At 55.8% G+C, this 26,711-nt stretch carries 23 protein-coding genes; 2 read left to right on the forward strand and 21 right to left on the reverse strand.

Annotated elements, in window-relative coordinates; translation table 11 throughout:
- Positions 1 to 14 precede the first annotated feature (14 nt).
- The 11 genes from prmC to GC56T2_RS16575 form a co-directional block, all read right to left on the reverse strand.
- Complete coding sequence (gene prmC, locus GC56T2_RS16525; protein WP_144976726.1) at positions 15 to 881, reverse strand: peptide chain release factor N(5)-glutamine methyltransferase; 867 nt, start codon at positions 879 to 881, stop codon at positions 15 to 17.
- Positions 871 to 1,947 carry a peptide chain release factor 1 gene (gene prfA / locus GC56T2_RS16530; protein WP_033842862.1) on the reverse strand — a complete coding sequence of 359 codons (1,077 nt, stop codon included), beginning with the start codon at positions 1,945 to 1,947 and terminating at the stop codon, positions 871 to 873. Before prfA ends, prmC begins: the two co-directional genes overlap by 11 nt.
- Positions 1,948 to 2,041: 94 nt before the next feature.
- A complete protein-coding gene (locus GC56T2_RS16535) occupies positions 2,042 to 2,482 on the reverse strand; it encodes a hypothetical protein (protein WP_144976728.1) in 441 nt (146 codons plus the stop codon).
- Between the two features lie 319 nt (positions 2,483 to 2,801).
- Positions 2,802 to 3,422, reverse strand: a complete 621-nt coding sequence (locus GC56T2_RS16540; protein WP_033020528.1) for a thymidine kinase — start codon at positions 3,420 to 3,422, stop codon at positions 2,802 to 2,804.
- Between the two features lie 129 nt (positions 3,423 to 3,551).
- Entirely contained in the window at positions 3,552 to 3,752 is a 201-nt protein-coding gene (gene rpmE / locus GC56T2_RS16545) for a 50S ribosomal protein L31 (protein WP_033020529.1), read from the reverse strand.
- Positions 3,753 to 4,093: 341 nt separating this feature from the next.
- Positions 4,094 to 5,368, reverse strand: a complete 1,275-nt coding sequence (gene rho / locus GC56T2_RS16550; protein WP_033020530.1) for a transcription termination factor Rho — start codon at positions 5,366 to 5,368, stop codon at positions 4,094 to 4,096.
- A 268-nt stretch (positions 5,369 to 5,636) separates the two neighbouring features.
- Positions 5,637 to 6,599 carry a class II fructose-bisphosphatase gene (glpX, locus tag GC56T2_RS16555; RefSeq protein ID WP_033020531.1) on the reverse strand — a complete coding sequence of 321 codons (963 nt, stop codon included), beginning with the start codon at positions 6,597 to 6,599 and terminating at the stop codon, positions 5,637 to 5,639.
- A gap of 32 nt (positions 6,600 to 6,631) precedes the next feature.
- Positions 6,632 to 7,918: a UDP-N-acetylglucosamine 1-carboxyvinyltransferase gene (locus GC56T2_RS16560; RefSeq protein ID WP_033020533.1), complete on the reverse strand. Its 1,287-nt coding sequence runs from the start codon at positions 7,916 to 7,918 to the stop codon at positions 6,632 to 6,634.
- Positions 7,919 to 8,046: 128 nt separating this feature from the next.
- Positions 8,047 to 8,688 carry a fructose-6-phosphate aldolase gene (fsa, locus tag GC56T2_RS16565; protein WP_033020535.1) on the reverse strand — a complete coding sequence of 214 codons (642 nt, stop codon included), beginning with the start codon at positions 8,686 to 8,688 and terminating at the stop codon, positions 8,047 to 8,049.
- 81 nt (positions 8,689 to 8,769) lie between these two features.
- Positions 8,770 to 9,633 carry a class II fructose-bisphosphate aldolase gene (locus GC56T2_RS16570; protein WP_033021920.1) on the reverse strand — a complete coding sequence of 288 codons (864 nt, stop codon included), beginning with the start codon at positions 9,631 to 9,633 and terminating at the stop codon, positions 8,770 to 8,772.
- Between the two features lie 158 nt (positions 9,634 to 9,791).
- Complete coding sequence (locus GC56T2_RS16575; RefSeq protein WP_033021918.1) at positions 9,792 to 10,154, reverse strand: response regulator; 363 nt, start codon at positions 10,152 to 10,154, stop codon at positions 9,792 to 9,794.
- Positions 10,155 to 10,276: 122 nt separating this feature from the next.
- Between GC56T2_RS16575 and GC56T2_RS16580 the strand changes: the two genes are divergently transcribed.
- A complete protein-coding gene (locus GC56T2_RS16580; RefSeq protein WP_144976730.1) occupies positions 10,277 to 10,798 on the forward strand; it encodes a DUF2529 family protein in 522 nt (173 codons plus the stop codon).
- A gap of 149 nt (positions 10,799 to 10,947) precedes the next feature.
- On the opposite strand, the gene GC56T2_RS16585 is transcribed toward GC56T2_RS16580, so the two are convergent.
- The 9 genes from GC56T2_RS16585 to GC56T2_RS16625 all read right to left on the reverse strand — a co-directional run bounded on the left by GC56T2_RS16585 (position 10,948) and on the right by GC56T2_RS16625 (position 24,921).
- Positions 10,948 to 12,543: a CTP synthase gene (locus GC56T2_RS16585; protein WP_144976732.1), complete on the reverse strand. Its 1,596-nt coding sequence runs from the start codon at positions 12,541 to 12,543 to the stop codon at positions 10,948 to 10,950.
- A gap of 159 nt (positions 12,544 to 12,702) precedes the next feature.
- Positions 12,703 to 13,260, reverse strand: coding sequence for a DNA-directed RNA polymerase subunit delta (gene rpoE / locus GC56T2_RS16590; protein ID WP_144976734.1), 558 nt, complete (start codon positions 13,258 to 13,260; stop codon positions 12,703 to 12,705).
- Positions 13,261 to 13,619: 359 nt separating this feature from the next.
- Positions 13,620 to 16,880, reverse strand: a complete 3,261-nt coding sequence (icmF, locus tag GC56T2_RS16595; RefSeq protein WP_144976736.1) for a fused isobutyryl-CoA mutase/GTPase IcmF — start codon at positions 16,878 to 16,880, stop codon at positions 13,620 to 13,622.
- A 16-nt stretch (positions 16,881 to 16,896) separates the two neighbouring features.
- Positions 16,897 to 17,529 (reverse strand): TetR/AcrR family transcriptional regulator, encoded by a 633-nt coding sequence (locus tag GC56T2_RS16600; RefSeq protein WP_144976738.1) that lies wholly within the window; start codon positions 17,527 to 17,529, stop codon positions 16,897 to 16,899.
- Between the two features lie 138 nt (positions 17,530 to 17,667).
- Positions 17,668 to 18,810, reverse strand: coding sequence for an acyl-CoA dehydrogenase (locus GC56T2_RS16605; RefSeq protein ID WP_144976740.1), 1,143 nt, complete (start codon positions 18,808 to 18,810; stop codon positions 17,668 to 17,670).
- Positions 18,811 to 18,864: 54 nt separating this feature from the next.
- Entirely contained in the window at positions 18,865 to 20,007 is a 1,143-nt protein-coding gene (locus GC56T2_RS16610; RefSeq protein ID WP_144976742.1) for an acyl-CoA dehydrogenase, read from the reverse strand.
- 48 nt (positions 20,008 to 20,055) lie between these two features.
- Positions 20,056 to 20,907 carry a 3-hydroxybutyryl-CoA dehydrogenase gene (locus GC56T2_RS16615; protein ID WP_144976744.1) on the reverse strand — a complete coding sequence of 284 codons (852 nt, stop codon included), beginning with the start codon at positions 20,905 to 20,907 and terminating at the stop codon, positions 20,056 to 20,058.
- A gap of 581 nt (positions 20,908 to 21,488) precedes the next feature.
- Positions 21,489 to 22,667, reverse strand: coding sequence for an acetyl-CoA C-acetyltransferase (locus GC56T2_RS16620; RefSeq protein WP_144976746.1), 1,179 nt, complete (start codon positions 22,665 to 22,667; stop codon positions 21,489 to 21,491).
- Between the two features lie 157 nt (positions 22,668 to 22,824).
- Positions 22,825 to 24,921, reverse strand: a complete 2,097-nt coding sequence (locus tag GC56T2_RS16625) for a (Fe-S)-binding protein (RefSeq protein ID WP_144976748.1) — start codon at positions 24,919 to 24,921, stop codon at positions 22,825 to 22,827.
- 269 nt (positions 24,922 to 25,190) lie between these two features.
- On the opposite strand from GC56T2_RS16625, the gene cls reads away from it, so the two are divergent.
- Positions 25,191 to 26,393, forward strand: coding sequence for a cardiolipin synthase (cls, locus tag GC56T2_RS16630; RefSeq protein WP_144976750.1), 1,203 nt, complete (start codon positions 25,191 to 25,193; stop codon positions 26,391 to 26,393).
- A gap of 78 nt (positions 26,394 to 26,471) precedes the next feature.
- On the opposite strand, the gene GC56T2_RS16635 is transcribed toward cls, so the two are convergent.
- The gene (locus tag GC56T2_RS16635) at positions 26,472 to 26,642 is read right to left on the reverse strand and encodes a XapX domain-containing protein (RefSeq protein WP_033021884.1); all 171 of its coding nucleotides are present in this window, start codon (positions 26,640 to 26,642) and stop codon (positions 26,472 to 26,474) included.
- Between the last annotated feature and the right edge of the window lie 69 nt (positions 26,643 to 26,711).

Here is a 26,711-nt window from a genome sequence, read left to right on the forward strand (position 1 = left end):
TTAAACCTATGAATCTAATTTTTTCTTGTCATATAAACCATTCGATCCTTGCCGTTCAAATCAAAGGCCACTTCGACCCGCGCCCCCGGAAACGCCGTCGCCAACAGGGCGGCCACCGCCTCCCCTTGCCCGGCGCCAATTTCAAAAGCCGCAAGCGCCGTTTCTTTCAACACCAATGGCAGCTCGCGGGCAAAGCGGCGGTAAAAATCCAAACCATCGCGGCCGCCGAAAAGGGCCGTGTGCGGTTCGTAGTCTCTCACCACCGGGGAAAGCATAGCGGCGTCCGTCTCGGCAATGTACGGCGGATTCGAAACGACCACATCGACGGTTCGCCCTTGTTCGATGAGCGGTTGCAACAAGTCGCCGCGCAAAAATGAAACGTTCGCCCCGAGCCGCCGGGCGTTTTCCCGGGCAATGGCGAGCGCCGCTTCGGAAATATCGGTGGCGGTCACCGATAACGCCTTGTTCTCAAGCGCCAGCGTCACCGCGATCGCCCCGCTGCCGGTGCCAACATCGACGACATCGATCCGCTCGCGGCCGGCAAATAGGCGCGGCACGCGCTCAAGGACGCCAAGCACCAACTCTTCCGTTTCCGGGCGCGGGATGAGCACATGGCGGTTCACAAGGAACGGACGTCCGTAAAACCATTCGTGGCCGATCAAATATTGAACCGGTACATGGTCTACGGCATGGCGGCGCACATCGGCCGCGAACCGCTCGTACACCGCTTCCGCGACCGGCTCGCGCCAACGGGCGAACAGTCCGACCCGATCGGTGCGCAAATGGTGGCACAATAGCCACTCCGCCGCCCGCTCCTCTTTTCCGTGGGCGCGCAAAAAAGAAGAAGCCCAAGCGAGGACTTCATGCACGTTACGACGCATCGTTCGCTTGCTCCAATTTTTTCGCCTGGTCATCCAAAATAAGAGCCTCAATGATTTCATCCAAATGCCCATCGAGCACTTGGTCGAGCTTTTGGATCGTCAGCCCGATGCGATGGTCGGTGACGCGGTTTTGCGGAAAGTTGTACGTGCGGATGCGCTCGGAACGGTCGCCGGTGCCGACCGCTTGCTTGCGCGTTTGGTCGTATTCAGCGCGCGCTTCCTGCTGGTATTTGTCATAAATGCGGGCGCGCAACACTTTCATCGCTTTTTCTTTGTTTTTGATTTGCGATTTTTCGTCTTGGCACGTGACGACAATGCCGGTCGGAATATGGGTAAGACGCACGGCCGACATCGTCGTGTTGACGCTTTGCCCGCCGGGTCCGCTGGAGGCAAACGTGTCGACGCGAATGTCTTTTTCGTTGATTTCGACTTCGATGTCTTCCATTTCCGGCAGGCAGGCGACCGTCGCCGTTGACGTATGGATGCGCCCGCCTGATTCCGTTTCCGGGACGCGCTGGACACGATGGGCGCCGTTTTCAAACTTCAGCTTGGAATACGCCCCTTTGCCGTTGATCATAAAAATGATTTCTTTATAGCCGCCGAGGCCGGTCGGGCTCGCTTCGATCACTTCCGTCTTCCACCCTTGCGATTCCGCATAGCGCGTATACATCCGGTACAAGTCACCGGCAAACAGCGCCGCCTCTTCGCCACCGGCGGCGGCGCGAATTTCCATGATGACGTTTTTCTCATCGTTCGGGTCTTTCGGCAAAAGCAGCACTTTCAGCTTGTCAACGAGCGCCTCTTCCCGTTCTTCGAGCTCGCTGATCTCCTCTTTCACCATCTCGCGCAGCTCGGGTTCCAGCTTTTCTTCGAGCATCGCTTTCGCTTCCAAGAGCTGCTCGCGAACCGACTTGTATTCCCGGTATGTTTGCACCGTTTCCTCCAAATCGGCTTGTTCTTTCGAATAATCGCGCAACTTTTTCGGATCGTTGATGACGTCGGGGTCCATCAGCAGCTCATTCAATTTTTCGTACCGTTGTTCGACAGCTTCCAACCGGTCAAACACATGATTCACCTCTGTTTTTGCACACAGTCTAATTTTAGATTATACCATGAAACGCGGCCAAACAAAAACCCCCGCCTTCGGCAAGCGGGAGCTGTCAGTTGACGCGGACGATGATTTCGTATGTTGGAATCGCTTTGGTCAACAGCTGGTCGATGCGGCGCGCTTCGTGCTGTCGCTCTTTAGCGGACAGCGTATCCGGCGCATCGACCGTTACATACAGATTGCTGCCATGAAACCAAATAGAATCGACGCGGTCGTCGGTATGACGTTCAATCAGTTGCACCGCCTTACGCAGATCGGCGCGCTGGTTTTCGCTTCCTTCCGTTAAACTGATGAAATTCGGGTTTTGCCGCGTTTTCTCCGGGTCGTCAAAACGGTTGTACAGGTCGCGATCCGCGTCGATGTTCGACTGCTCCTCCGTCATGAGGCGCGCGCCGTTTTTGTCCTCGCTTTGCTGGCGATACGACGGATGATCCGGACGCAGCGAACAAGCGGAAAGAAGCAAAGCACATCCTAACAGCCCAATGCGTTTCATTGATTTCGCCTCCTTGCTGTTAGGATGTCCATGACCGACGGCAATATTTCTTCCATCATTCGCCTGCTTGTTCACCGGCAGACAGCAAAGGCGCGCCGGCCGCTCTTGCCGCGATCTGCGCCCGCTATGGTCCCGGCATGCGCCGGCTTGACAGCACCGCTTCGTTTCCCGTGAAAATGCCGAACTGACGCGGATTTTCATCCCCTGGTGGAGGGCAGATCACACTGCCCATGAAACTTTTCCACGAAAATGCTGAACTGAAGCCGATTTTCATCCTCGAGTGGAGGGCAGACCGCGCTGCCCATGAAACTTTTCCGTCTCACTCACCGGCATGCTCAGCCAAGGAGTGAGGGCGTTTGGGCGGTTTGCCCGGCACTTCATGGTGATGGCGACAGCGCGGCTCATACGCTTCGCTGGCGCCGACAAGAATGACGGGATCATCATAAGAGGCCGGGACACCGTTAATCAACCGCTGCGTCCGGCTGGCCGGGGAGCCGCAGACGGTGCATACTGCCTGCAATTTCGTCACCGATTCCGCGATCGCCATCAGCGTCGGCACCGGCCCGAACGGCTCGCCGCGGAAATCTTGGTCGAGCCCAGCGGCGATGACGCGATACCCGCGGTCAGCGAGCGTTTGCACGACATCGATGATGTCATCGGAAAAAAATTGCACTTCGTCAATGGCAACCACATCGGTCGCGGCGGTAATGTAGCGGAACATCTCCTCCGGCGTCGCGACCGGAATGGCGATCACCGAATTGCCGTTGTGCGAAACGACCGCATCATCGCTGTAACGGTTGTCCATCGTTGGCTTGAATACTTTCACTTCCTGCCTGGCGAACTGGGCGCGGCGAACGCGGCGAATCAATTCTTCCGACTTGCCGGAGAACATGCTGCCGCAAATGACTTCCAGCCAGCCGGACTGTGTCATCACATACATGGAGGCCTCTCCTTTCACACCACACTATCATCTAGACGGGCGCCGAAGCAAACGCGAGCAACAAGCGCCGGCATCCGTTCTCACGAAAAAGCAGGCAAGTGTCCGCTTGCCTGCTTTCGCTCGTCCTTGTTATTGAAGGCCGTATTTTTTATTGAATTTGTCCACGCGGCCCGCGGCGGTGACGAATTTTTGTTTGCCCGTGAAGAACGGATGGCACTCCGAGCAAATCTCCACGCGCAGTTCGTCTTTGACCGAACCGCTTTCGAATTCGTTGCCGCATGCGCAGCGGACGATGACTTTTTTGTACGCTGGATGGATCCCTTGTTTCATCGTTTTCATCTCCTTCCGCCCTGGATCTCGTCGAAACAGAGTGACTCATTCGTGGGGCGCTTCCGCCTAGCCGGGGAAGCGCTGCGTTCAGAACGGCCGGAGCGCATCCATAGACGCCCGCGGCCGACAAAGACCGTTTTACGTACAACCTTGTGATGGCCCAGTCGAAACACACATGACAAGATTATAACAGCTTTTCTGAGGTTTTGCAACGGGCAAATCCCGACAAATACAGGAAACCCCGCTGAACCGCGGCGGCAACGGAGCGAGGCGAAACGCGCCGACGCCAACCAAGAGCCAGACCTCGTCCTGACCGCGCCGCCCGCTTGTGTTGGGCCTCCTTAAATGCGGAGTGGACCTCCATTTTTCCACTCTTGATCGAGCAAGGCGAAAAACTCTTCGTTGGACTTTGTGCGGCGCAGCTTGTTCAAAAACCGCTCAATAAAGTCCGGCGAATCAGCCATCGTTTTGCGGATCGCCCACAATTTGTCCAAATGCTCTTTCGGAATGAGCAGCTCCTCTTTGCGCGTTCCCGAGCGGCGAATGTCGATCGCCGGGAAAATGCGGCGCTCGGCGAGCGACCGATCGAGGTGCAGCTCCATGTTGCCGGTGCCTTTAAACTCTTCGTAAATGACATCGTCCATGCGCGATCCGGTGTCGATGAGAGCCGTTGCCAAAATCGTGAGGCTGCCGCCTTCCTCAATGTTGCGCGCCGCGCCGAAAAACCGCTTCGGCCGGTGAAACGCCGCCGGATCAATCCCGCCCGACAGCGTACGGCCGCTCGGCGGAATGACGAGGTTGTACGCCCGGGCGAGGCGCGTGATGCTGTCCATCAAAATCACGACATCGCGCTTATGTTCGACTAGCCGCATCGCCCGCTCCAAAACGAGCTCCGCCACGCGGATATGGTTTTCCGGCACTTCGTCAAACGTCGAGCTGACCACTTCGCCTTGCACCGACCGCTCAATGTCGGTCACCTCTTCCGGCCGTTCATCAATGAGGAGAACGATGAGTTCGACATCCGGATGATTGGTCGTGATGCTGTTGGCAATTTCCTTTAGCAGCATCGTTTTCCCAGCTTTGGGCGGCGCGACGATCAATCCGCGCTGGCCAAAACCGACCGGGGCGATCAAATCAATGATGCGGGTCGACAGCTTGTCCGGGGTCGTCTCCAATTTCATTTGCCGGTTTGGATATAACGGGGTCAGCGCCGGAAAGTGAACGCGTTCCTTGGCGATCTCTGGATCCTCGCCGTTGACCGCCTCGACGTGAAGCAAGCCGAAGTAGCGCTCATTTTCCTTTGGTGGTCGCACTTTTCCAGACACTTTATCCCCGTTGCGCAAATCAAAACGGCGAATCTGGGAAGCGGAAATGTAAATGTCTTCCGAGCTCGGGGAATAACCGACAGGCCGCAAAAAGCCAAACCCTTCGGACGGTATGATTTCGAGAACGCCTTCCATGAAAGAGAGGCCGTCTTGTTCGGCACGCGCTTTCAAAATGGCAAAAATAAGCTCTTTTTTCGTCAACTTGCTATAGTATGATATTTTGTACTGTTTGGCGAGCTCATACAGCTCTTTTAATTTCATGTTTTCTAAGGCCGCTAACGTTAGTTCCATCTCGACACCACGCTTTGCAAAGTTTCCTATTCTCCCATCGTGCGCATTCGGATATATCGATCATCAATTTCCACAGGCGAAGGGATCATTCGTTTCGAAGATAATGAAGGCTGAATAAAAGGAAAGTAGAATGGCAGAGCTTATTTTTGCACAGGCAACACGACTATTTTACCCCTTTTTCTCCCTTTTAATCAATCTTTTTTTGTTTTTTTCGGCGGGGCGCGGCGCGCGGGGCCGGCGCCGCCGTCAAGCAGGGATGGAAGGCAGGTCACTTAATGACCAAATTCGGCTTTTTCTTCAAGCTATGCCGCCCTTCGATGAAGCGAACGGTGCCCGACTTGGCGCGCATGACGACCGAGTGGGTGAGGCCGTATGCTCCCTTCAGCTGCACGCCGCGCAGCAGTTCCCCGTCGGTGACACCGGTGGCGGCAAAAATCGCGTCGTCCCCTTTCACGAGGTCGTCCATGCGCAGCACTTTGTTGACGTCGATCCCCATTTGTTTGCACCGCTCAAGTTCGGCGTCATTTTGCGGCAGCAGTTTCCCTTGCAGCTCGCCGCCAAGGCATTTCAGCGCGACGGCCGCAAGCACCCCTTCCGGCGCGCCGCCGGAGCCGAACAAAATATCGACGCCGGTATGGTCAAACGCCGTATTGATGGCAGCAGCGACATCACCGTCATTGATGAGCTTGATGCGGGCGCCGGCCTCGCGCAGCTCGTGGATGAGACGCTCGTGGCGCGGGCGATTGAGAACAACAGCAACGACGTCTTCAATGTCTTTATTTTTCGCTTTCGCTACCGCTTTTAAATTGTCAATGATCGGCGCTTCGATGTCGATCATCCCGACCGCTTCCGGGCCGACCGCAATTTTTTCCATGTACATGTCCGGGGCATGAAGCAGATGACCATGATCAGCGACGGCGACGACCGCCAAGGCGTTCCATCCTCCTGAGGCGACGATGTTTGTCCCTTCCAATGGGTCAACCGCGACATCAACACGCGGACCGTAGCCGTTGCCAAGTTTTTCCCCGATGTACAACATCGGCGCCTCGTCCATTTCTCCTTCCCCGATGACGACCGTCCCTTTCATCGGCACGGTGTCAAATACGTCGCGCATGGCCGATGTCGCCGCCTCGTCGGCTTCATTTTTTTTCCCGCGCCCCATCCAGCGAGCGGCGGCCAGCGCCGCCGCCTCGGTGACGCGCACGAGTTCCATTGACAAGCTTCGCTCCATCGTTGTTCTCCCCTTCCCCTTTGCCCTTGGTGTTACGCGTTTTTCACTTGTTCCACTTCTTCATCGGTCATTTTTTCACGCCAAATGACAGCGCCGATGTCGGACAGTTTTTCCACCAAGCCGCTGTAGCCGCGGTCGATATGCTCAACGCCGGTGATTTCCGTCATCCCCTCCGCCATCATCCCGGCGATGACAAGCGCTGCCCCGGCGCGCAAATCGCTCGCTTTCACCTTTGCCCCTTGCAGCTTGACCGGGCCGGTGACAATGGCCGAGCGGCCTTCGACTTTGACGTTGGCGTTCATGCGCCGCAACTCGTCGATATGCTTGAAGCGGGCGCTGTAAATCGTATCGGTGACGACGCTTGTCCCGTTCGCCTTTGTCAGCAATGCGGTAAACGGCTGCTGCAAATCGGTCGGAAACCCTGGATAGACGAGCGTCTTGACGTCAACCGCTTTCAAAACCTCGGTGCCGGCGACCAAAATCTGATCTTCGCCCGTCTCGACGCGCACGCCCATTTCGCGCAATTTCGCCGTCAGCGACTCAACGTGCTGAGGGATGACGTTATCAACGATGACCTCGCCGCCGGTGGCCGCAGCGGCAATCATATACGTTCCGGCTTCGATCCGGTCCGGAATGATGGCGTGTCGGCAGCCCGATAATTTTTCGACGCCGTCAATGCGAATGACATCGGTGCCGGCTCCTTTGATTTTCGCGCCCATGTTCGACAGCAATGTCGCCACATCGATGATTTCCGGCTCTTTCGCCGCATTTTCAATGATCGTCCGCCCTTTGGCGCGCACCGCCGCCAGCATGATGTTGATCGTTGCCCCGACGCTGACGACGTCCAAAAAAATGCGGGCCCCGCGCAGCTCCTCGGCGCGCAAATAAATCGCGCCCTGCTCGTTCGTCACCGTGGCGCCGAGCGCCTCAAACCCTTTAATATGTTGATCGATCGGGCGCGGTCCAAGGTGGCAGCCGCCCGGCAAGCCGACAACCGCTTTTTTGAAGCGGCCGAGCATCGCTCCCATCAAATAGTACGAGGCGCGCAGTTTTTTTACTTTCCCGTTGGGGAGCGGCATGGACACCATATCCGTCGGGTCGATGACCGCCTCTTTGCCGTCAAATGAAAACGCCCCGCCGATTTCTTCGATTAAGCTTCCTAAAATGCGCACATCGGAAATATCCGGCAATCCCTCGATCGTCACCGGCGACTCGGCCAAAATCGCGGCAGGAATCAAGGCGACGGCGCTGTTTTTCGCGCCGCTCACTTTGATCGTCCCGCGCAGCCGCTCCCCGCCGATGATTTTGATTTTATCCATCGTCGTCTCCCTTCTTTGCACCGAAGTTAGCTTCCCTTGCAGGCCGAGAATGCGGCGCGGCGGGCCGAACGCCCAGCGCAAGGCAAAAAGGCGGGCCCGCTTCACCGAGAAAACGAATGGCTTTCCTGTTATTGTTTCCGATTCCAGTCGGCAAGAAACTTCTCGATCCCTTGATCGGTCAGCGGATGGTGGAACAGCTGCATCAGCACTTTGTACGGCACGGTGGCGATATGCGCTCCGCGCAGCGCGGCTTCTGTCACATGGTGCGGATGGCGAATCGAAGCGGCGATGATCTCCGTCTCAATGCCGTGAATGTTGAAAATGTCAGCGATGGTGGAAATGAGCTCCAAGCCGTTGTGGCCGATGTCGTCGAGGCGACCGAGAAACGGCGAGACGTAGGTGGCGCCAGCGCGCGCAGCCAGCAGCGCTTGGTTGGCGGTAAACACGAGCGTAACGTTCGTTTTGATGCCTTTTTCGCTGAATGTTTTCACCGCCTTTAGCCCTTCCGGCGTCATCGGCACTTTAATCGTGATGTTCGGGGCGATTTTGGCCAACTCCTCGCCCTCTTCGATCATGCCGGCCGCATCGGTCGAGATGACTTCGGCGCTGACCGAACCGGAAACGATCGATGTAATTTCGCGGAGCCGCTCGTGGAATGACACGTTTTCCTTCGCCACAAGGCTCGGATTGGTCGTCACCCCAGCCAAAATCCCGAGTTCATGAGCATGTTTAATTTCTTCCAAATTGGCCGTATCAATGAAAAATTTCATGGCGGACCCTCCTTCGTTCATGATGAGACGGAAACAAGCAGGCCAGTCCAAGCGGCGGGCGAACCCGCCGGTCGGACAAGGTTATTGCGCCGCTTTGCCAGACGAACCGAACTCGCGCATTTTGCCAATGACCGTCGCTTTGATGGCATCGCGACCCGGACCGATGATTTTGCGCGGGTCGTAAACGTTCGGGTCGCTAGCGAGCAGCTCGCGGACGACTTTCGTGAACGCCATTTGGTTTTCGGTATTGACGTTGATTTTCGATGTGCCAAGGGAAATGGCGCGCTGAATTTGTTCGGTCGGAATGCCGGTGCCGCCGTGAAGCACGAGCGGGACGCCGGTCAGGTCGCGGATTTGTTCCATTTCGGCAAATCCGAGCTTCGGTTCCCCTTTATACGGTCCATGCACCGAGCCGAGAGCCGGAGCGAGACAGTCGATGCCCGTCCGTTTGACAAGCTCTTCACATTCTTTCGGGTCGGCGTAAATAATCCCTTCGCCGACGACATCATCTTCCTGCCCGCCGACGATGCCGAGCTCGGCTTCAACCGACACACCGCGCGCATGGGCATATTCGACGACTTGCGAGGTGATGCGGACGTTTTCCTCAAACGGATGATGAGAGGCGTCAATCATGACCGAGGTGAACCCAGCGTCGATGGCTGCTTTGCATTTTTCAAAACTCGAGCCATGGTCTAGGTGAATGGCGACCGGAACCGTGATGTTCATGTCTTCCATCAAGCCTTTCACCATGTTGACGACCGTTTTAAACCCGCTCATGTAGCGGGCCGCTCCTTCGGAAACGCCGAGAATGACCGGCGATTTTTCTTCTTCGGCCGCCGCTAGAATGGCTTGCGTCCATTCCAAGTTGTTAATGTTGAACTGACCGACCGCGTATTTGCCGCGCAGCGCGTCGTTGAGCATCTCCTTCATTGACACTAACGGCATGGTTCTATCCTCCTTCGCTGATCATCGCCCTTGCCACCAAGGCGGAACGTGAACCGGCAGGCGCAAAGGGCATCTACGTTATAAGCATACCAACTTGCCGGCAAAACAGCAACATTTCCATTCGGAGCCCGACAGCTGGCAGCCCGCGAAGCCTCTCTTTACAGCGCCAAGCATTTTTTGACCGCCGCGCGCAAATCATCGATGTCAAACGGCTTGGCAAAATGCATCAGCGCTCCGAGCTCTTTCGTTTCTTGAATCATATCCAGCTCCCCATAGGCGGTCATGATGATCACTTTCATATCAGGGTCGATGTCTTTGAGCCGCTTTAAAATCTCAATGCCATCCATGCCGGGAATTTTCATGTCCAAAAGCACTAAATCAGGGCGGTGCTTGCGGGCGATTTCGAGCGCCTGCATGCCGTTGGCGGCCTGATAGGTCGCATATCCTTCCCGCTGAAACACTTCGTTTAACAAAATGCGGATGCCGTATTGGTCATCAACAATTAAGATTTTGCTTTCCACCGCTATGCACCTCTATTCTTTTGTTCTTTCTATTAATCTTTCGCATTTCCCGAACGTATTTCCTGCCTGCTTTTCTTGACATTTGCATGTTTTGTATAATAACGGCGAAAGGAGGCCGAACAATGAAAATTTTGACGACCCAAACGATCGGGCTGCTGCAAAAAATCGCGGCTGACGAGGAACCGGCCATCGAAGACGGGGCGCGTCTGCTCGCCCAGGCCGCTATCGGCGATGGACGCATTTGGCTGTATGGCAGCGGTGAACTCGATGCGGTCGCCGCCGCCGCGCTTCTTGGCCCTGATCCGTTGCCGAAAGCCAAACGGCTGGAACCGACGGCAACCAGTGATTGGCGGGAAACGGATCGCGCGCTTCTCTTCGCCCGCTTTTCCAATGATTGTGAGGCCATTCGCCTCGTCGAACAGCTGCAGGCACACGGCGTCGATGCAGTGGCCGTTGCGGCGCTCGTCAAGGATGAACCCGGACTGGCCGATATAGCTACCGTCTTTATCGACAGCAAACTTTCCCGTCCGTTCGTGCCGACCGAAGACGGCCGCCGCATCGGCATGCCGACGATCATCACCGCTTCCTTCGTCTACTACGGGCTGCGCGTGTTGCTCGATGAAATTTTATCGGAATATGAATAACGCCCGCCATCCAAAATGAGCGCTCTCCTGTCGGCTGAAGGAAAAAGGAAGAGAAGCCGCACCTAAGTCAACGAGCATCGTGCTAAAAAAAGAAAGGGAGCTGAACCCAAAAGGCCGTTCGGTGGCTTTTTGGGACAGCTCCGTTTTCGTCATTGTTTCAGCGACGCTCTGACAAACTCGCGAAACAGCGGCTGCGGCCGCGTCGGGCGCGAGGTGAACTCCGGGTGAAACTGCGCAGCGACGAACCAAGGATGGTCTTTCAGCTCGATCACCTCGACCAACCGGCCGTCCGGGCTCGTGCCGGAGAAAACAAACCCGTGCTCTTCCATGATCGAACGGTATTGATTATTGAACTCATACCGATGGCGATGGCGCTCGTAAATGACTTCGTCACCGTAAGCCGCATAAGCAAGCGTACCTTCCTGCAGCTTGCACGGGTACAAGCCGAGCCGGAGCGTGCCGCCCATGTCCTCGACATCTTTTTGTTCCGGAAGCAAGTCGATGATCGGATGCGGCGTGTTGGCATCAAATTCGGAGGAATGAGCGCCAGAGAGGCCGACGACATTCCGGGCAAATTCGATCGACGCGAGCTGCATTCCTAAGCAAATGCCGAAAAACGGCACGCGCTGCTCGCGGGCGTAGCGAATCGCCTCAATTTTCCCTTCAACCCCGCGATCGCCAAACCCGCCCGGAACTAAAATGCCGTCCGCTTCTTTCAACAGATCGGCCACATTGTCCCGCGTCACATGCTCGGCATTGATCCACTGAATATCGATGTCGGTGTCAAACGCATACCCCGCATGACGGAGCGCCTCAACAACCGAAATATAGGCGTCCGGAAGCTCGACGTATTTGCCGACGAGAGCGATTTTCGTCGTTTTTGACAGGTTGCGCACTCTTTCCACGAGCGCTTTCCATTCGGTCATGTCCGCTTCACGGCAGTTGAGGCGCAAATGTTCGCACACGATTTGGTCGAGCTTTTGCTCCTGCAGCATGAGCGGCACGGCATACAGCGTGTCGGCGTCGCGCGCTTCAATGACCGCTTTTGGATCGATGTCGCAAAAGAGGGCGATTTTGTCTTTCATTTCTTGCGGCATCGGCATTTCCGTGCGCACGACGATGACGTTCGGCTGGATGCCGAGGCTGCGCAATTCTTTGACGCTATGCTGCGTCGGCTTCGTTTTCATTTCCCCAGCCGCCTTGATGTACGGCACGAGCGTGCAGTGGATGTACATGACGTTTTCGCGGCCGACGTCGCTTTTGATCTGGCGAATCGCCTCTAAAAACGGGAGCGATTCGATGTCGCCGACCGTGCCGCCGATTTCCGTAATGACGACATCCGCGTTCGTTTCTCGCCCGGCACGGAAAACGCGTTCTTTGATCTCATTGGTAATGTGTGGAATGACTTGCACCGTACCGCCCAAGTAGTCGCCGCGCCGCTCTTTGCGGATGACGGCGGAATAAATTTTCCCGGTCGTGACGTTGCTATATTTGTTCAAATTAATATCGATAAACCGTTCATAATGCCCTAAATCCAAGTCTGTCTCCGCACCGTCGTCGGTGACGAACACCTCACCGTGCTGGTACGGGCTCATCGTCCCTGGGTCGACGTTGATGTACGGGTCAAACTTTTGGATCGTCACGTTCAGGCCGCGGTTTTTCAACAGCCGCCCGAGCGATGCCGCCGTGATCCCTTTTCCGAGCGAAGAAACGACGCCGCCGGTCACAAAAATGTACTTCGTCATTTTGTCTTCCCCCTTGCCGAAATTACCATGACAGTTTCAGTGTTTGCGAAAGCTGCAAATAAAAAACGCTCCGCTTACATCCGTAAGGGAGCGATCCATCCGTGCGTTTTCAAGAGCCCAACACACATTGTACCGGCTTCGTCCGGCAAAGTCAAGCGGTTATTCGTCTTCTTCTGTCTCTTCGAGATCGAGCTCTTCATCGAGCGGCTCATCGTCGAGCTCAAACTCTTCATCGCCGAGAATGTCATCGTCAAACCCGACATCTTCATCGAGGTCAAACTCTTCATCCTCGAGCAGCTCATCCTCATCGAGCTCCAGCTCTTCGTCCTCGTATTCATCCAAATCATCGTAATCGAGAACTTCTTCGTCAAGCAACCCATCGTAGTCATCGTATTCATCATCAAGCGCTTTTTTCTTCTTCTTCGGCTTGACGATCGTCACTGTCTCGTCTTCCGTCTGATCGAACGGATACCATGCGCGCAGTCCCCAAGCGTTCTCCCCGACGCAAATAAACCGTCCGTCGATATTTAAATCCGTATAATATTGGGCAAGCCGCTCCGCCATTTCTTCCTCTGACCGGCCGGCCAACGCCGCCACCTCGCGGACGAGCTGATCGAATGGCAGCGCCTCCCGCTTGTCAAGCAAAATGAGGTTCGCCAATTCGACGAACGACATTTCCTGCAATTCCTCTGGCGAGTATTGCTGCTGCAGGCTCAAATTCAGCACTCCCCTTCTATATAATAAAACCAATGAATGCAAGTGTGGAATACATACCATTCATTATAAACAAATTGTCGGGGTTTATGCTACCCATTTGCCGAAAAAAGCGAAAGAGGGCCACCGTGCGGCGAGGGCGGCCCTCCTTCCGACATATTCGTTGCGTCCGCGTCTGTTTGGTCACACCGCTTCGCTTTTTCCTTACAAATCTCATTCGTCTTGGCCCCATCCGCGTTCTGCCCGTTTCGCTCCCGGGCGGTACGCCAACAGCTGCTGCCAAGACCTAAAGTGCAACGGGTCGTGATCGATTGTGATCGAGGCCGTCCGGCGAAAGCCGAACATGGTGAAACGCGCTGGAATTACATATTCCGTCGATATTGTCCGCCGACTTCGTACAAGGCGCGGGTGATTTGTCCAAGGCTGGCGACTTTCACCGTTTCCATCAATTCCTCGAAAATGTTGCCGCCGCTCACGGCCACTTGTTTTAAGCGCTCGAGCGCCGGGCCGGCTTTGTCTTTGTTCCGCTCTTGGAATTCGCGCAAGTTGCGGATTTGCGTCTCTTTTTCTTCATACGTCGCCCGGGCGAGCTGGATGTTGTTCAGCTCCTCTTCTGACGGCGGGTTCGGGTTCAAGAACGTGTTAACGCCGATGATCGGCAGTTCGCCGCTATGTTTCTTCGTTTCATAGTAAAGAGATTCGTCTTGGATTTTGCCGCGCTGATACTGCATTTCCATCGCTCCGAGCACGCCGCCGCGGTCGTTGAGCCGTTCAAACTCTTGCAACACCGCCTCTTCGACCAAGTCGGTAAGCTCCTCAATAATGAACGAGCCTTGCAGCGGGTTTTCGTTTTTCGCCAAGCCGAACTCTTTCGTGATAATGAGTTGGATCGCCATCGCCCGACGGACCGACTCTTCGGTCGGTGTGGTGATCGCTTCGTCATAGGCGTTCGTATGCAGCGAGTTGCAGTTGTCATAAATCGCCAACAGCGCCTGCAAAGTCGTGCGAATGTCGTTGAAGTCAATCTCCTGCGCGTGCAGCGAACGGCCGGACGTTTGGATATGGTATTTCAATTTTTGGCTCCGTTCATTCGCCCCGTATTTGTCACGCATCACAACCGCCCAAATGCGGCGCGCCACGCGGCCGATGACCGAGTATTCCGGATCAAGGCCGTTGCTGAAGAAAAATGACAAGTTCGGCGCGAAATCGTCAATGTGCATGCCGCGGCTCAAGTAATACTCGACGTACGTAAAGCCGTTGGCAAGCGTAAACGCCAGCTGTGTGATCGGGTTCGCCCCCGCCTCGGCGATATGGTAGCCGGAAATCGACACCGAGTAATAGTTGCGGACGCGGTGCTGAATGAAATATTCTTGAATGTCGCCCATCATCTTCAAGGCAAAGTCGGTGGAAAAAATGCACGTGTTTTGCCCTTGGTCTTCCTTCAAAATATCGGCTTGCACCGTGCCGCGCACCGTTTGCAGCGTCCATTCCTTCACTTGTTCGTACTCCTCCGGCGTAAGCGGGCGGCCGAGCTCGGCTTCTTTTTTCTCGACTTGCTGGTCGATCGCCGTATTCATAAACATCGCCAGCAAAATTGGAGCCGGGCCGTTGATCGTCATCGACACCGAGGTAAGCGGGTCGCACAAATCAAACCCTTTGTACAGCTTTTTCATATCATCAAGCGTACAGACGCTGACACCGCTTTCTCCGATTTTGCCAAAAATGTCCGGCCGGTAGTCGGGGTCTTCGCCGTAGAGCGTCACCGAGTCAAACGCCGTGCTGAGCCGCTTCGCCTTGTCTTCTTTGCACAAGTAATGGAAGCGGCGGTTCGTGCGCTCCGGCGTCCCTTCGCCGGCAAATTGCCGTTTCGGATCTTCGCCCTGGCGCTTGAACGGGAAGACGCCGGCCGTGTACGGAAACGAACCCGGGACGTTTTCTTTATACACCCAGCGCAAAATTTCCCCGTAGTCTTTGAACTTCGGCAAGACGACTTTCGGAATGTCCAAGCCGGACAACGTTTTCGTCGTCAGTTCGGTGATAATTTCTTTGTCGCGCACTTTCGTGACAAATTGTTTGGCCGCATATTTCGCTTTCGTTTCTTCCCATGTCGCCAAAATGCGCTTCGATTCCGGCGTCAACTTGACCTCATAATCGGCTTTCAGCGTCTCAAGCGCGCGGATGACGTCTTCCGCTTCGCCCCGTTCCTTCGCCGCTTCGATGGCCCCTTCCACTTGGAACAGGCGTCTTGCCACTTCGACTTGCTGTTCGGCGCGGCGGTGGTACGAGCGAACCGTCTCCGCGATTTCACGCAAATAGTAGCGGCGTTCGTTCGGAATGATGACATTATGCTTTTCGACGTTGGCGACCGTTTTCAAGCTGGTCTTCCAGTTCATCCCTGTTTTCCGGTTGATCGTGTCAACGAGCGCGACAAAGAGCGTATTCGTGCCCGGATCGTTAAACTGGCTGGCGATCGTGCCGTACACCGGCATTTCCGAAACGTCGCGGTCAAACAGCTGATGGCTGCGCTGATATTGCTTTTGCACTTGCCGCTTTGCATCTTCCGACCCTTTGCGCTCAAACTTGTTAATGGCGATCAAGTCCGCGTAGTCGATCATATCGATTTTTTCCAGCTGCGTCGGGGCGCCGAACTCGCTCGTCATGACGTACATCGAGACGTCGCACACGTCGGTAATGGCGGCATCGCCTTGGCCGATCCCGCTCGTTTCAATGATAACAAGATCAAATCCGGCCGCTTTGACGACGGAAATCGCATCGCGAATCGCCGGCGACAGTTCCGTGCGGGAACGGCGTGTCGCCAAGCTTCTCATGTACACGCGCGGCGAGTTGATCGCATTCATCCGGATGCGGTCGCCCAACAGCGCCCCGCCCGTTTTTTGCTTCGTCGGGTCGACGGATAAGATCGCGATTTTGATAGCGGGAATTTCGTTTAAAAAGCGGCGGACGAGCTCATCGGTGAGCGAGCTTTTCCCCGCCCCGCCCGTGCCGGTGATGCCGAGCACGGGGACGCGCTTTTCCATGGCTTTGACTTGCGCTAAGGCCACTTCCGCCGCCGCAGCCGCTTCGCTGTGATCCGCCTCAGCGCGATATTCACACAGCGTGATGAGCCGGGCGACCGCCTGCACATCGCCGGACGGGAGCCGCTCGAGTTCATCGGTCACCGTCGTCACAGTCGGAAAATCGCACTCCTCAAGCATGACGTTGATCATCCCTTGCAAGCCGAGGCGCCGGCCGTCTTCCGGCGAAAAAATGCGGGCGATGCCATATTCGTGCAGCTCTTTGATTTCGCGCGGGATGATGACACCGCCCCCGCCTCCGTAAATGCGGATGTGAGACGCCCCCCGCTCTTGGAGCAGGTCGTACATGTATTTAAAAAATTCCATATGTCCGCCTTGATACGAGGAGACGGCAATCCCTTGGACATCTTCCTGAATGGCGGCATTGACGATTTCCTCCACCGAGCGGTTATGGCCCAAATGAATGACCTCGGCGCCGCTCGCCTGCAAAATGCGGCGCATAATGTTGATCGCAGCATCATGGCCATCGAACAAGCTCGAGGCCGTCACAAAACGGACGTGATGTTTCGGACGGTAAATGTGCGCCATCGTCTCTCCCCCTTTGTTATACCCGCTGTTTCTCCATAATCCCCTTCAGCAAAAACTCCGTCTGCCATTCAATATATTCATCGAGCGTATACATTTTTCGCAGCGCCCAGCGACGGAACGCCCACATTTGCCCAAGCACGATGATATTGTGGGCAAAAAGGCGAACCTCGCTTTCGGAAAGCGCCAACGCCCCGCTTTCCACACATGTGCGCAAAATCCGCTCGAAAATGGCCGTCATCTCCAGCTCTTTATTAAGCACATACGGGAGCGACTCTTTGCTTAGCGCTTTCACTTCTTGATACATGACCAACACTTCATCGTCAAGCTCATCGACAACCCGAAAATAATGAGCGATGGCCCGCCGGAGCCCTTCAATCGTGCCATGATGGGCGCCGATATCTTGCTCCGTCCGCTCCCGCACCTCATCGTAAATGCGGTCGCACACCAAGTAGAGGACGTCTTCTTTTTTGCGGATGTACTCATAGAGCGTACCGATGCTGAACCCCGATGCCTTGGCAATCTCTCTCGTTGTCGTTTGGTGAAACCCTTTTTGTTTAATCAAGGAAATGGCGCCCTTGATCATTTCGTTGCGCCGCTTTTTGACAAGCTTTTCATCTTTGACCGATGCGATCACTTCCCGTTTTTTCATTCGCGACTCCTCTCCCCCCGTTCTCTGTCGACCTACCTACTCAGATCGTCTTGGTTCGGTTACCTGCGCGACTCCTCTTGCCCCGTTCTTGTTGACGGCGGGGCGGCGCCCCGCCTAAAGTCGGCCGCCGCGCGGCGTTTAACCGCGCGTCAACATGCGCGAAATGACAAGGCGCTGGATTTCTTGCGTTCCTTCGTAAATTTGCGTAATTTTCGCGTCGCGCATAAACCGCTCAACCGGATAGTCTTTCGTATAGCCGTTGCCGCCGAAAATTTGCACTGCTTCGACCGTCACTTTCATCGCCGTGTCGCCGGCAAACAGTTTCGCCATCGCCGATGCTTTGCCGTACGGCAAACCGTTTGACTCGAGCCATGCCGCTTGGTATGTCAAAAGCCGCGCCGCTTCAATGGCGGTGGCCATGTCGGCGAGCTTAAAGGCGACACCTTGCTGCTCGGCGATCGGCTTGCCGAACTGAACGCGCTGTTTCGCGTAATCAATCGCCGCATCCAATGCGCCTTGAGCGATGCCGACCGCTTGGGCGGCGATGCCGTTGCGGCCGCCGTCTAACGTCATCATCGCGATTTTAAACCCTTCCCCCTCTTGGCCAAGCAAGTTTTCTTTCGGAATGCGGCAGTCTTCAAAAATGAGCTCCGTCGTCGGCGATGAACGGATGCCGAGTTTCTTTTCTTTTTTGCCAAAGGAAAAACCTGGCGTCCCCTTTTCGACAATAAAGGCGCTGATCCCTTTATGCCGCTTTTCCGGATCGGTGACGGCAAAAACGACGTAAATTTCCGCCTCACCGCCGTTCGTGATCCACACTTTCGACCCGTTTAACACGTAATGGTCGCCGTCTTTGATGGCGCGCGTTTTCATCGAGGCGACATCCGACCCCGCCCCCGGCTCGGACAGGGCGTATGCCCCAAGTTTTTCTCCGGTCGCCAAAGCGCGCAAATACTTCTGCTTTTGTTCTTCGTTGCCGAACTTGTAAATCGGCCAGCTCGCGAGCGAAATATGCGCGGAAAGCGTCACCCCCGTCGAGGCGCAGACGCGCGACAGCTCCTCAACCGCAATGACATAGGCCAAATAATCGCTGCCGATGCCGCCGTATTCTTCCGGCCACGGAATGCCTGTTAAACCGAGTTCAGCCATTTTGTTGAAAATGCCGCGGTCAAACCGCTCCTCTTCGTCACGCTCAGCGGCGGTTGGCGCTACTTCGTTTTCGGCAAATTCGCGCACCATTTTTCGCAGCATTTCATGTTCTTCGCTCAATTGAAAGTTCATCGTTTCATTCCCCCGTTTCTGAATCTATGCCAAATCCTCGTCCCCCGGCGGTCGTTATGGCTTGGTGAGCTGTTTGCTGATGACGATGCGCTGGATCTCGCTCGTTCCTTCGTAAATTTGTGTAATTTTCGCATCGCGGAACAGTCGCTCGACTGGGTAGTCTTTCGTGTAGCCGTTGCCGCCGAAAATTTGCACCGCTTCAATGGCGTTGTCCATCGCCGTTTGTGAAGCGAAAAGCTTCGCCATCGCCGCCTCTTTTCCGCACGGCAAGCCTTGGGCGCGCAGCCAGGCGGCGCGGTAGACGAGCCATTTCGCCGCTTCCGCCGCCGTCGCCATATCGGCAAGCTTAAAGGCAATGCCTTGCTGCTCGGCAATCGGTTTGCCGAATTGCACCCGCTCGTTCGCATAGGCCACAGCGTGTTCGACCGCGGCTTCTGCGATGCCGAGCGCTTGGGCGGCGATGCCGATCCGGCCGGCATCAAGGTTGGCCATCGCGATTTTAAATCCTTCCCCTTCTTGGCCGAGCAAGTTTTCCGCCGGCACTTCGGCGTCTTCAAACGTGATGGTTACCGTCCGCGAGCCGTGCAGCCCCATTTTCTTTTCATCTTTGCCGATCGCCATCCCCGGCGTTCCTTTTTCAACGATAAACGCGGAAATGCCGCGGCTGCCACTTTCCTCCGGATTCGTGCGGGCGAACACGATGTATGTGTCCGCCTCTCCCCCATTGGTGATAAATATTTTTGAACCGTTCAGGATATAATGATCGCCGCGGCGCACCGCTCTCGTTTTTAAGCTTTTCGCATCCGAGCCGGCGCTCGGTTCGGTGAGACAAAACGCCCCTAAATAGTCGCCGCGGGCCAGTTTCGTCACGTATTTTTGTTTCTGGTCTTCCGTGCCGAAATACAAAATCGGGTTTGTGCCGACTGACGTGTGCACCGATAAAATGACACCGACCGTCGGGCTCACTTTAGAAATTTCATGAATGGCGATGATGTACGAAATAAAATCCATGCCCGCGCCGCCATACTGCTCCGGAACAGTGATGCCCATCAGGCCAAGCTCGGCCATTTTCGTTAAAATCGGGCGCGGAAACTCCCCTTGTTCCATGCGCTCGACAAACGGGGCGATCTCCGCCGCGGCGAACTCGCGCACCATTTGCCGCATCATTTCTTGTTCTTCCGTCAACCGAAATTGCACGGGACATCCCCCTTTGTCATGTTGCTCGTCACCGTTGCCCCGAGCTGCTTACTCGTACGTGTAAAATCCGCGGCCCGTTTTGCGGCCCAGCCAACCCGCCTTGACGTATTTGCGCAGCAGCGGGCACGGGCGGTACTTGTCATCGCCGAACCCTTCATGAAGCGTTTCCATAATGTATAAGCATGTATCGAGCCCGATAAAATCAGCGAGCGTCAGCGGCCCCATCGGATGGTTCATGCCCAGTTTCATCACTTCGTCGATCGCCTCTTTGGTCGCCACCCCTTCGTACAAGGCGTAAATCGCTTCGTTGATCATCGGCATGAGGACGCGGTTGGAAATAAAGCCGGGGAAGTCGTTCACTTCGACCGGCACTTTGCCAAGCGTCCGGGTAACCGCTTCAATCGTCTCATACACGTCATCGGCCGTCGCCAAGCCGCGGATAATTTCGACGAGCTTCATCACCGGCACCGGGTTCATAAAGTGCATGCCGATCACTTTCTCCGGCCGCTTCGTCGCGGCGGCGATTTCCGTAATCGGCAGCGACGATGTGTTCGACGCCAAAATCGTCTCCGGGCGGGCGATTTCATCGAGTTCGGCAAACAGCTTCGTTTTCACGTCCATGTTTTCAACGACTGCTTCAATGACGAGATCCGCCTTCTCAGCGTCATGCAGATCCGTCGAGCGGACAAGCCGGGAAAGCGCTGCGTCTTTGTCCGCGGCGGCCATTTTCCCTTTTTCCACTTGACGGGCAAGGAGTTTTTGAATATTGGCCGTTCCTTTATCCAATTGAGCGCTGCTAATATCATAGAGCAGCACCTCATAACCGGCGACGGCGCACACTTGGGCGATGCCCGAGCCCATCTGTCCGGCGCCGACGACCATGATCGTTTTGACGTCCATGTTCCTATCCCCCTGTCTATGTGTATTTCGTGAAAATGCCGAACTGACGCGAGACTTTCATCCCCGGGTGGAGGAGAAAACGTTGCCCATGGAACGTTTCTTTGAAAACCCCGTCACCAAGCAGTCATTTTCATCCCCGGGTGGAGGGAAGATGATGTGCTGTCGACGGAACATTTCCGAAAAATGAACGTGCATCACATCCACCAGCTTCGCGTCGCCAATGAGGCGGGGCCGGCAGCGAGAAGCATCGCGCCGGCACACCGATTCCTTGCCACAGCGGCTCGACGGGGTGCACGGCCCCATCTTGCGCCTTGACGTTGTTCTGGAGACGGCTCCGGTTCATGGACGCGCGGCCGGCACCATGCCGCGTTCTCCTCCGTTTTGTCGCCATCGCCGAAGGGCGGGGCGGCGACACGTTCCGTTTCGCGCCGCGTCACCAAGGGACAGGATCGCAACAAGCCGCTTCCTGCATCTTGGCGACAGCCGGCGACACGCGTCTTGGCGGCGGGCTGTCGTGCGAGGACAGGCAGCGACAGCCATGTCCCCGCAAGGCTACAGGCAAGACGCGCCCTTGACTCCTCTTATACCTCAACCAAGATGGCATCGCCTTGGCCGCCGCCGCTGCAGATCGCCGCGATGCCTTGGCCGCCGCCGCGGCGTTTCAGCTCATGAATGAGCGTCAAGATGATGCGTGCACCGCTGGCGCCGATCGGATGACCAAGGGCAACCGCGCCACCGTTGACGTTCACCTTTTCCGGATCAAGACCGGCGATTTGAATGGCCGCCAATGCGACAGCGGCAAACGCTTCGTTCACTTCAAACAAGGCGATGTCATCGACCGTTTTTCCTGTTTTGCGGAGCAGCTCGTTGATCACAAGCCCCGGCGTCTTCGGGAAATCTTTCGCTTCAACGGCGATGGCGGTGTGGGCAACGACCGTCGCGAGCGGCTTGAGCCCCTCGCGGGCGGCGCGCTCTTCGCTCATCAACACGAGCGCGGCGGCGCCGTCGTTGACACCCGGGGCGTTGCCGGCGGTGATAGTTCCTTGTGGGTCAAACACCGGCGGCAGTTTCGCCAATGCTTCTATCGATGTATCCTTGCGCGGCGCCTCGTCGCGTTCGACGACAAGCGGCTCCCCTTTGCGCTGCGGAATCGTCACCGGAACGATTTCTTCCCCAAGCCGACCGGCTTCGATGGCAGCGATGGCGCGCCTATGGCTGCGGTACGCCCACTCGTCTTGCGCCTCTCTGGTGATGCCGAGCTCACGCGCTGTGTTGCCACCGTAGACGCCCATATGGACGCCGGTGAAGCTGCATGTGAGGCCATCATATACCATCAAATCTTTGACCGTGCTGTCGCCCATCCGTAGCCCCCAGCGCGCTTTCGGCAACACGTACGGCGCGTTGCTCATCGACTCCATCCCACCGGCGACGACAACATCGGCATCGCCTAAGCGGATGAGCTGATCGGCAAGCGTCACAGCGCGCATGCCGGACGCGCACACTTTGTTCACCGTCTCGGTGCGCACGTGCCACGGGATGCCGGCATGGCGCATCGCTTGACGCGACGGGAGCTGGCCTTGCCCCCCTTGCAAGACCGTGCCTAAAATGACGTGATCCACTTGTTCCGCGCTCACGTTGGCGCGAGCCAGCGCTTCTTTCACAGCAATGCCGCCAAGCTCCGGGGCTGACAGCGCCTGAAGCGCGCCGCCCAACTTTCCAAACGGGGTGCGCACCCCGCTAACAATCACGGTTCTTCCCATCGTTCCTCTCCCCCTTTGATCAAGTAAGAAAGCGATTACAAAAATGCAGACTGAACGCTCGCTCGATAGCGGTACAAAAGAGAAGGTGCGCCACCGACACCTCCTCTTCCATTATACTTACTATTTTAAAAAATAGAAATTGTCTTGGCAACTATTTTTATGACGCGACTTCTTCTTTTTCCTCGCCGAACACCGATTTCGCCAACAGTTCCGCGACATCGTACGTAAAGACGCGGTCTTCGACTTCTTTCGCCTTCGTGCCGTCCGACAGCATCGTCAAGCAGTACGGGCAGCCGGAGCTGATGACCGTCGGATTGACAGCGAGCGCCTGCTCGGTGCGGGCGACGTTGATCCGGTTGCCGGTCGTCTCCTCCATCCACATGAGGCCGCCGCCGGCGCCGCAACACATGCCGCGCTCGCGGTTGCGCTCCATCTCAACAAGCTCGACGCCCGGGATGGCGCGCAAAATTTTCCGCGGTGCGTCATAGACGTCATTGTAGCGCCCTAAGTAGCACGAGTCATGGAACGTAATGCGTTCATTCACCGGATATTTTGGCACAAGGCGGCCTTCTTCGATGAGCTTGGCGAGCAGCTCGGTATGGTGATACACTTCCGCCTCAAGCCCGAAATCCGGGTACTCGTTTTTGAACGTATTGTAGGCGTGCGGGTCGATCGTCACGATTTTCTTGACGCCCGCTTTTTCAAACTCGGCGATGTTGTTCGTCGCCAGCTCTTGGAATAAAAATTCATTCCCTAACCGGCGCGGCGTATCGCCCGAGTTTTTCTCCTTGTTGCCTAAAATCGCAAACTTGACGCCCGCTTCGTTCAGCAGTTTGGCAAAAGCGAGGGCGATTTTTTGGCTGCGGCTGTCGTATGAGCCCATCGAGCCGACCCAGAACAAGTACTCGATTTCCTCTCCCGCTTTCGCCGCTTCTTTGACGGTCGGCACATGCACATCATCGCGCAGCTCGCGCCAGTTTTCCCGCTCTTTTCGGTTCAAGCCCCACGGATTGCCTTGGCGCTCGATGTTCGTCATCGCCCGTTGCGCATCCGGATTCATCCGCCCTTCCGTCAAGACAAGGTAGCGGCGCAAATCAATGATTTTGTCGACGTGTTCGTTCATGACCGGGCATTGGTCTTCACAGTTGCGGCACGTCGTACAGGCCCAAATTTCTTCCTCGGTGATGACATCGCCGATCAAGCTCGGCATTTCGATCGTGGCGGCCTGCTCCGACGCGGTGGCGAACGCGAGCTGGTTGCCCCTTGTGTTTTTGAAAGCAAACGCCGGCACCCACGGCGCCCGCGACGTGACGACCGCTCCTTTTTCCGTCAAATGGTCGCGCAGCTTCAAAATCAAGTCCATCGGCGACAACATTTTCCCCGTGCCAGTCGCCGGGCACATGCTCGTACAGCGGCCGCACTCGACACAGGCATACAAGTCGATCAATTGCTTTTGCGTAAAATCTTCAATTTTGCCGACGCCAAACGATTCCTGGCTTTCGTCTTCAAAGTTGATCGGCGAAAGCTTCGGCCGCGTCAGCCGGCTGAAAAAGACGTTGATAGGCGCCGCGATCAAATGGGCGTGCTTTGATTGCGGGACGTACACGAGGAACGTCAGCAAAATCAACAAATGCACCCACCAAGCAACAAAGAACAGCACCGCGGCCCCGGTTTCGCCGACCCAGGAAAACGCGCCGGCAATGAGCGAGGCAACCGGCTCGCTCCATGTCGCTTCCTCGCCGTGCCAAATTCTGCTCATCCCGTTGCCGAACAAAACGGACAACATGAGTCCGCCGATAAAAAGAAGCACAAGTCCGGCTTTAAAATCGCGCTTTAAGCGGACGAGCTTTTCAATGTAGCGGCGGTAAAAGGCAGCGAGCACGGCGATTAAAATGAGCAACGTGACGATTTCTTGGAAAAACGTAAACCCCGGATACAGCGGCCCGAGCGGCAAATGCGCTCCGGGCGCGAGCCCTTTGATGATGAAATCGATCGCGCCAAACTGAACGAGAATAAAGCCGTAGAAAAAGACGACGTGAATGAGCCCGCTTTTCTTGTCCTTGAGCAGCTTTTTCTGACCGAACACGTTGATCCAAATGTTGCGCAGCCGCTCGTTCACCTTTTGGTCAAACTCGACTTTTTTGCCAAGCTGAATGTACATCGCCCGCGTTTTGACGACATAGGCGAACAAATAGACGGCGTAAGCGGTTACAAACAAAAAGGCGAGCCAGTTCACCAACAATAAAGCGTTCATCTTTTCTCCCCTTCCCCCCGCTTCCATTGTCTTTGCCATAACAAAGGAAATTTTCAGAATTTGCTTTACGTCTATTGTACATAATGAATGAGCATTCAGTCAATAGATTTTTTCGCGTTTTTCAAAGCCGACTTCCCTCGATGATTACCGGGCGGCGGGAGCCGAAGCCGCCTGGACGGGCGCTCGCGCCATTCCATCGTTCCCCTTTGCTATTTTGACGTTTTCCCGGGCACATTAATAAATACTGAAGTGACACAGGAGGAGACAACATGGCCGTCATTGCCGTCATCGCTAGTTTCATCGTTATTTTATTCGCTCTCATCTACCTCGATGACAAGCTCGGACAACTCGTCTTTCGGAACGGACGTAAAAGCGTCGTCTATCCGCAGCGGCGAAGCGATCTTTCGCTGTTTGTCAACGGGAACCATTTATTTTCCGATTATTTTGCCGAGCTGGGCCGCGCCCGCGACCATATTCACATCTTGTTTTACATCATCAAAAACGACGAAATGACTGCACCGTTTTTCCAACTTTTGAAGAAAAAAGCGGCTGAAGGGGTGAAAGTGCGGGTGCTAGTCGACTGGGTCGGTGGCCTTGGGCTTCCAAGGGCGCTCGTTCGTTCGCTTGCCAAAAGCGGAGTGGAGTTTGCCTACGCGCGCCCGCCGTGCTTTCCGTTTCTCATTTATCGCCTCAACCGCCGCAACCACCGCAAAATCACCGTCATCGACGGACGGGTCGGCTATATCGGCGGCTTTAACATCGGGCGCGAATATAGCGGGAAAGACGCCAACTTCGGTGAATGGCGCGACTATCACATCAAAATGAGCGGCGAAGGGGTCCACGACTTGCAAAAGCAGTTTTTGCACGACTGGGAAGAAGCGACGGGTCAAACGGTCCCTGACAACAGCCGCTATTTCCCGGCGCTTCCTGCCGGCGCCGTTCGCCACCAATTGATCGCCACCGATGGCTCAGCGCTCGAAGAACAATACATCGAGGTCATCCGCCGCGCTAAAAAGGAAATTATGATCGGCAGCCCGTACTTCATTCCAAGCCGGCCGCTGTTTCACGAGCTGATGAAGGCGCTCGAGCGCGGGGTGCGCGTCACCGTGCTCGTACCGCTGAAAGCCGATCATTTGTTTGTCAGGGAGGCCGCCTATCCGTACTTTGCTCAGCTGCTTGAGGCCGGTGCGCACGTCTACCGTTTTTACCAAGGATTTTACCACGCCAAAACGCTTATCATTGACGATGAATGGTGCGACATCGGCACCGCCAATTTTGACCGCCGCAGCTTGTTTTTCAACAGCGAAATTAACTGCTACGTGTTTGATCGGGCGTTCACTCATCTCGTCAAACAGGCGTTCAAACGCGACTTGACGCGCTCCGAACCGCTGACGCTCGCCTTTTTGGAAAGGCGTTCGCTCCTTGACCGCGGCAAACAATCGATTTCCCAGCTGATCTCCGCTTGGCTGTAATCGGATCAAAACGAATGCGCCCCATCCGGCCCGGCGTATAACGCCGTTGATGTCACGCCGAACGGGGCGATGGTCCGGTTAGGATCGCCAAAATATCGCCAGCCATTGAAACAGCCGCATGCCGAGATACACCCCGACGATGCCAGCGATGCCGGCCAACGCTGGGGGTGCCGGAATCGGCAGACGGAACAGCGTAAACAAAAACCCGACCACCATGCCGGTGACAAGCGATAATACGATTTCTTTCATTGGTTGCATCCTCCGCTGTCATTTTTCCTTAGAATGCCCAAACGAAAGAGGGGGTAGCCGCTCCCCCTC

It is taken from the genome of Geobacillus sp. C56-T2 (assembly GCF_007829715.1).
Classification (GTDB): Bacteria; Bacillota; Bacilli; order Bacillales; family Anoxybacillaceae; genus Geobacillus; species Geobacillus icigianus.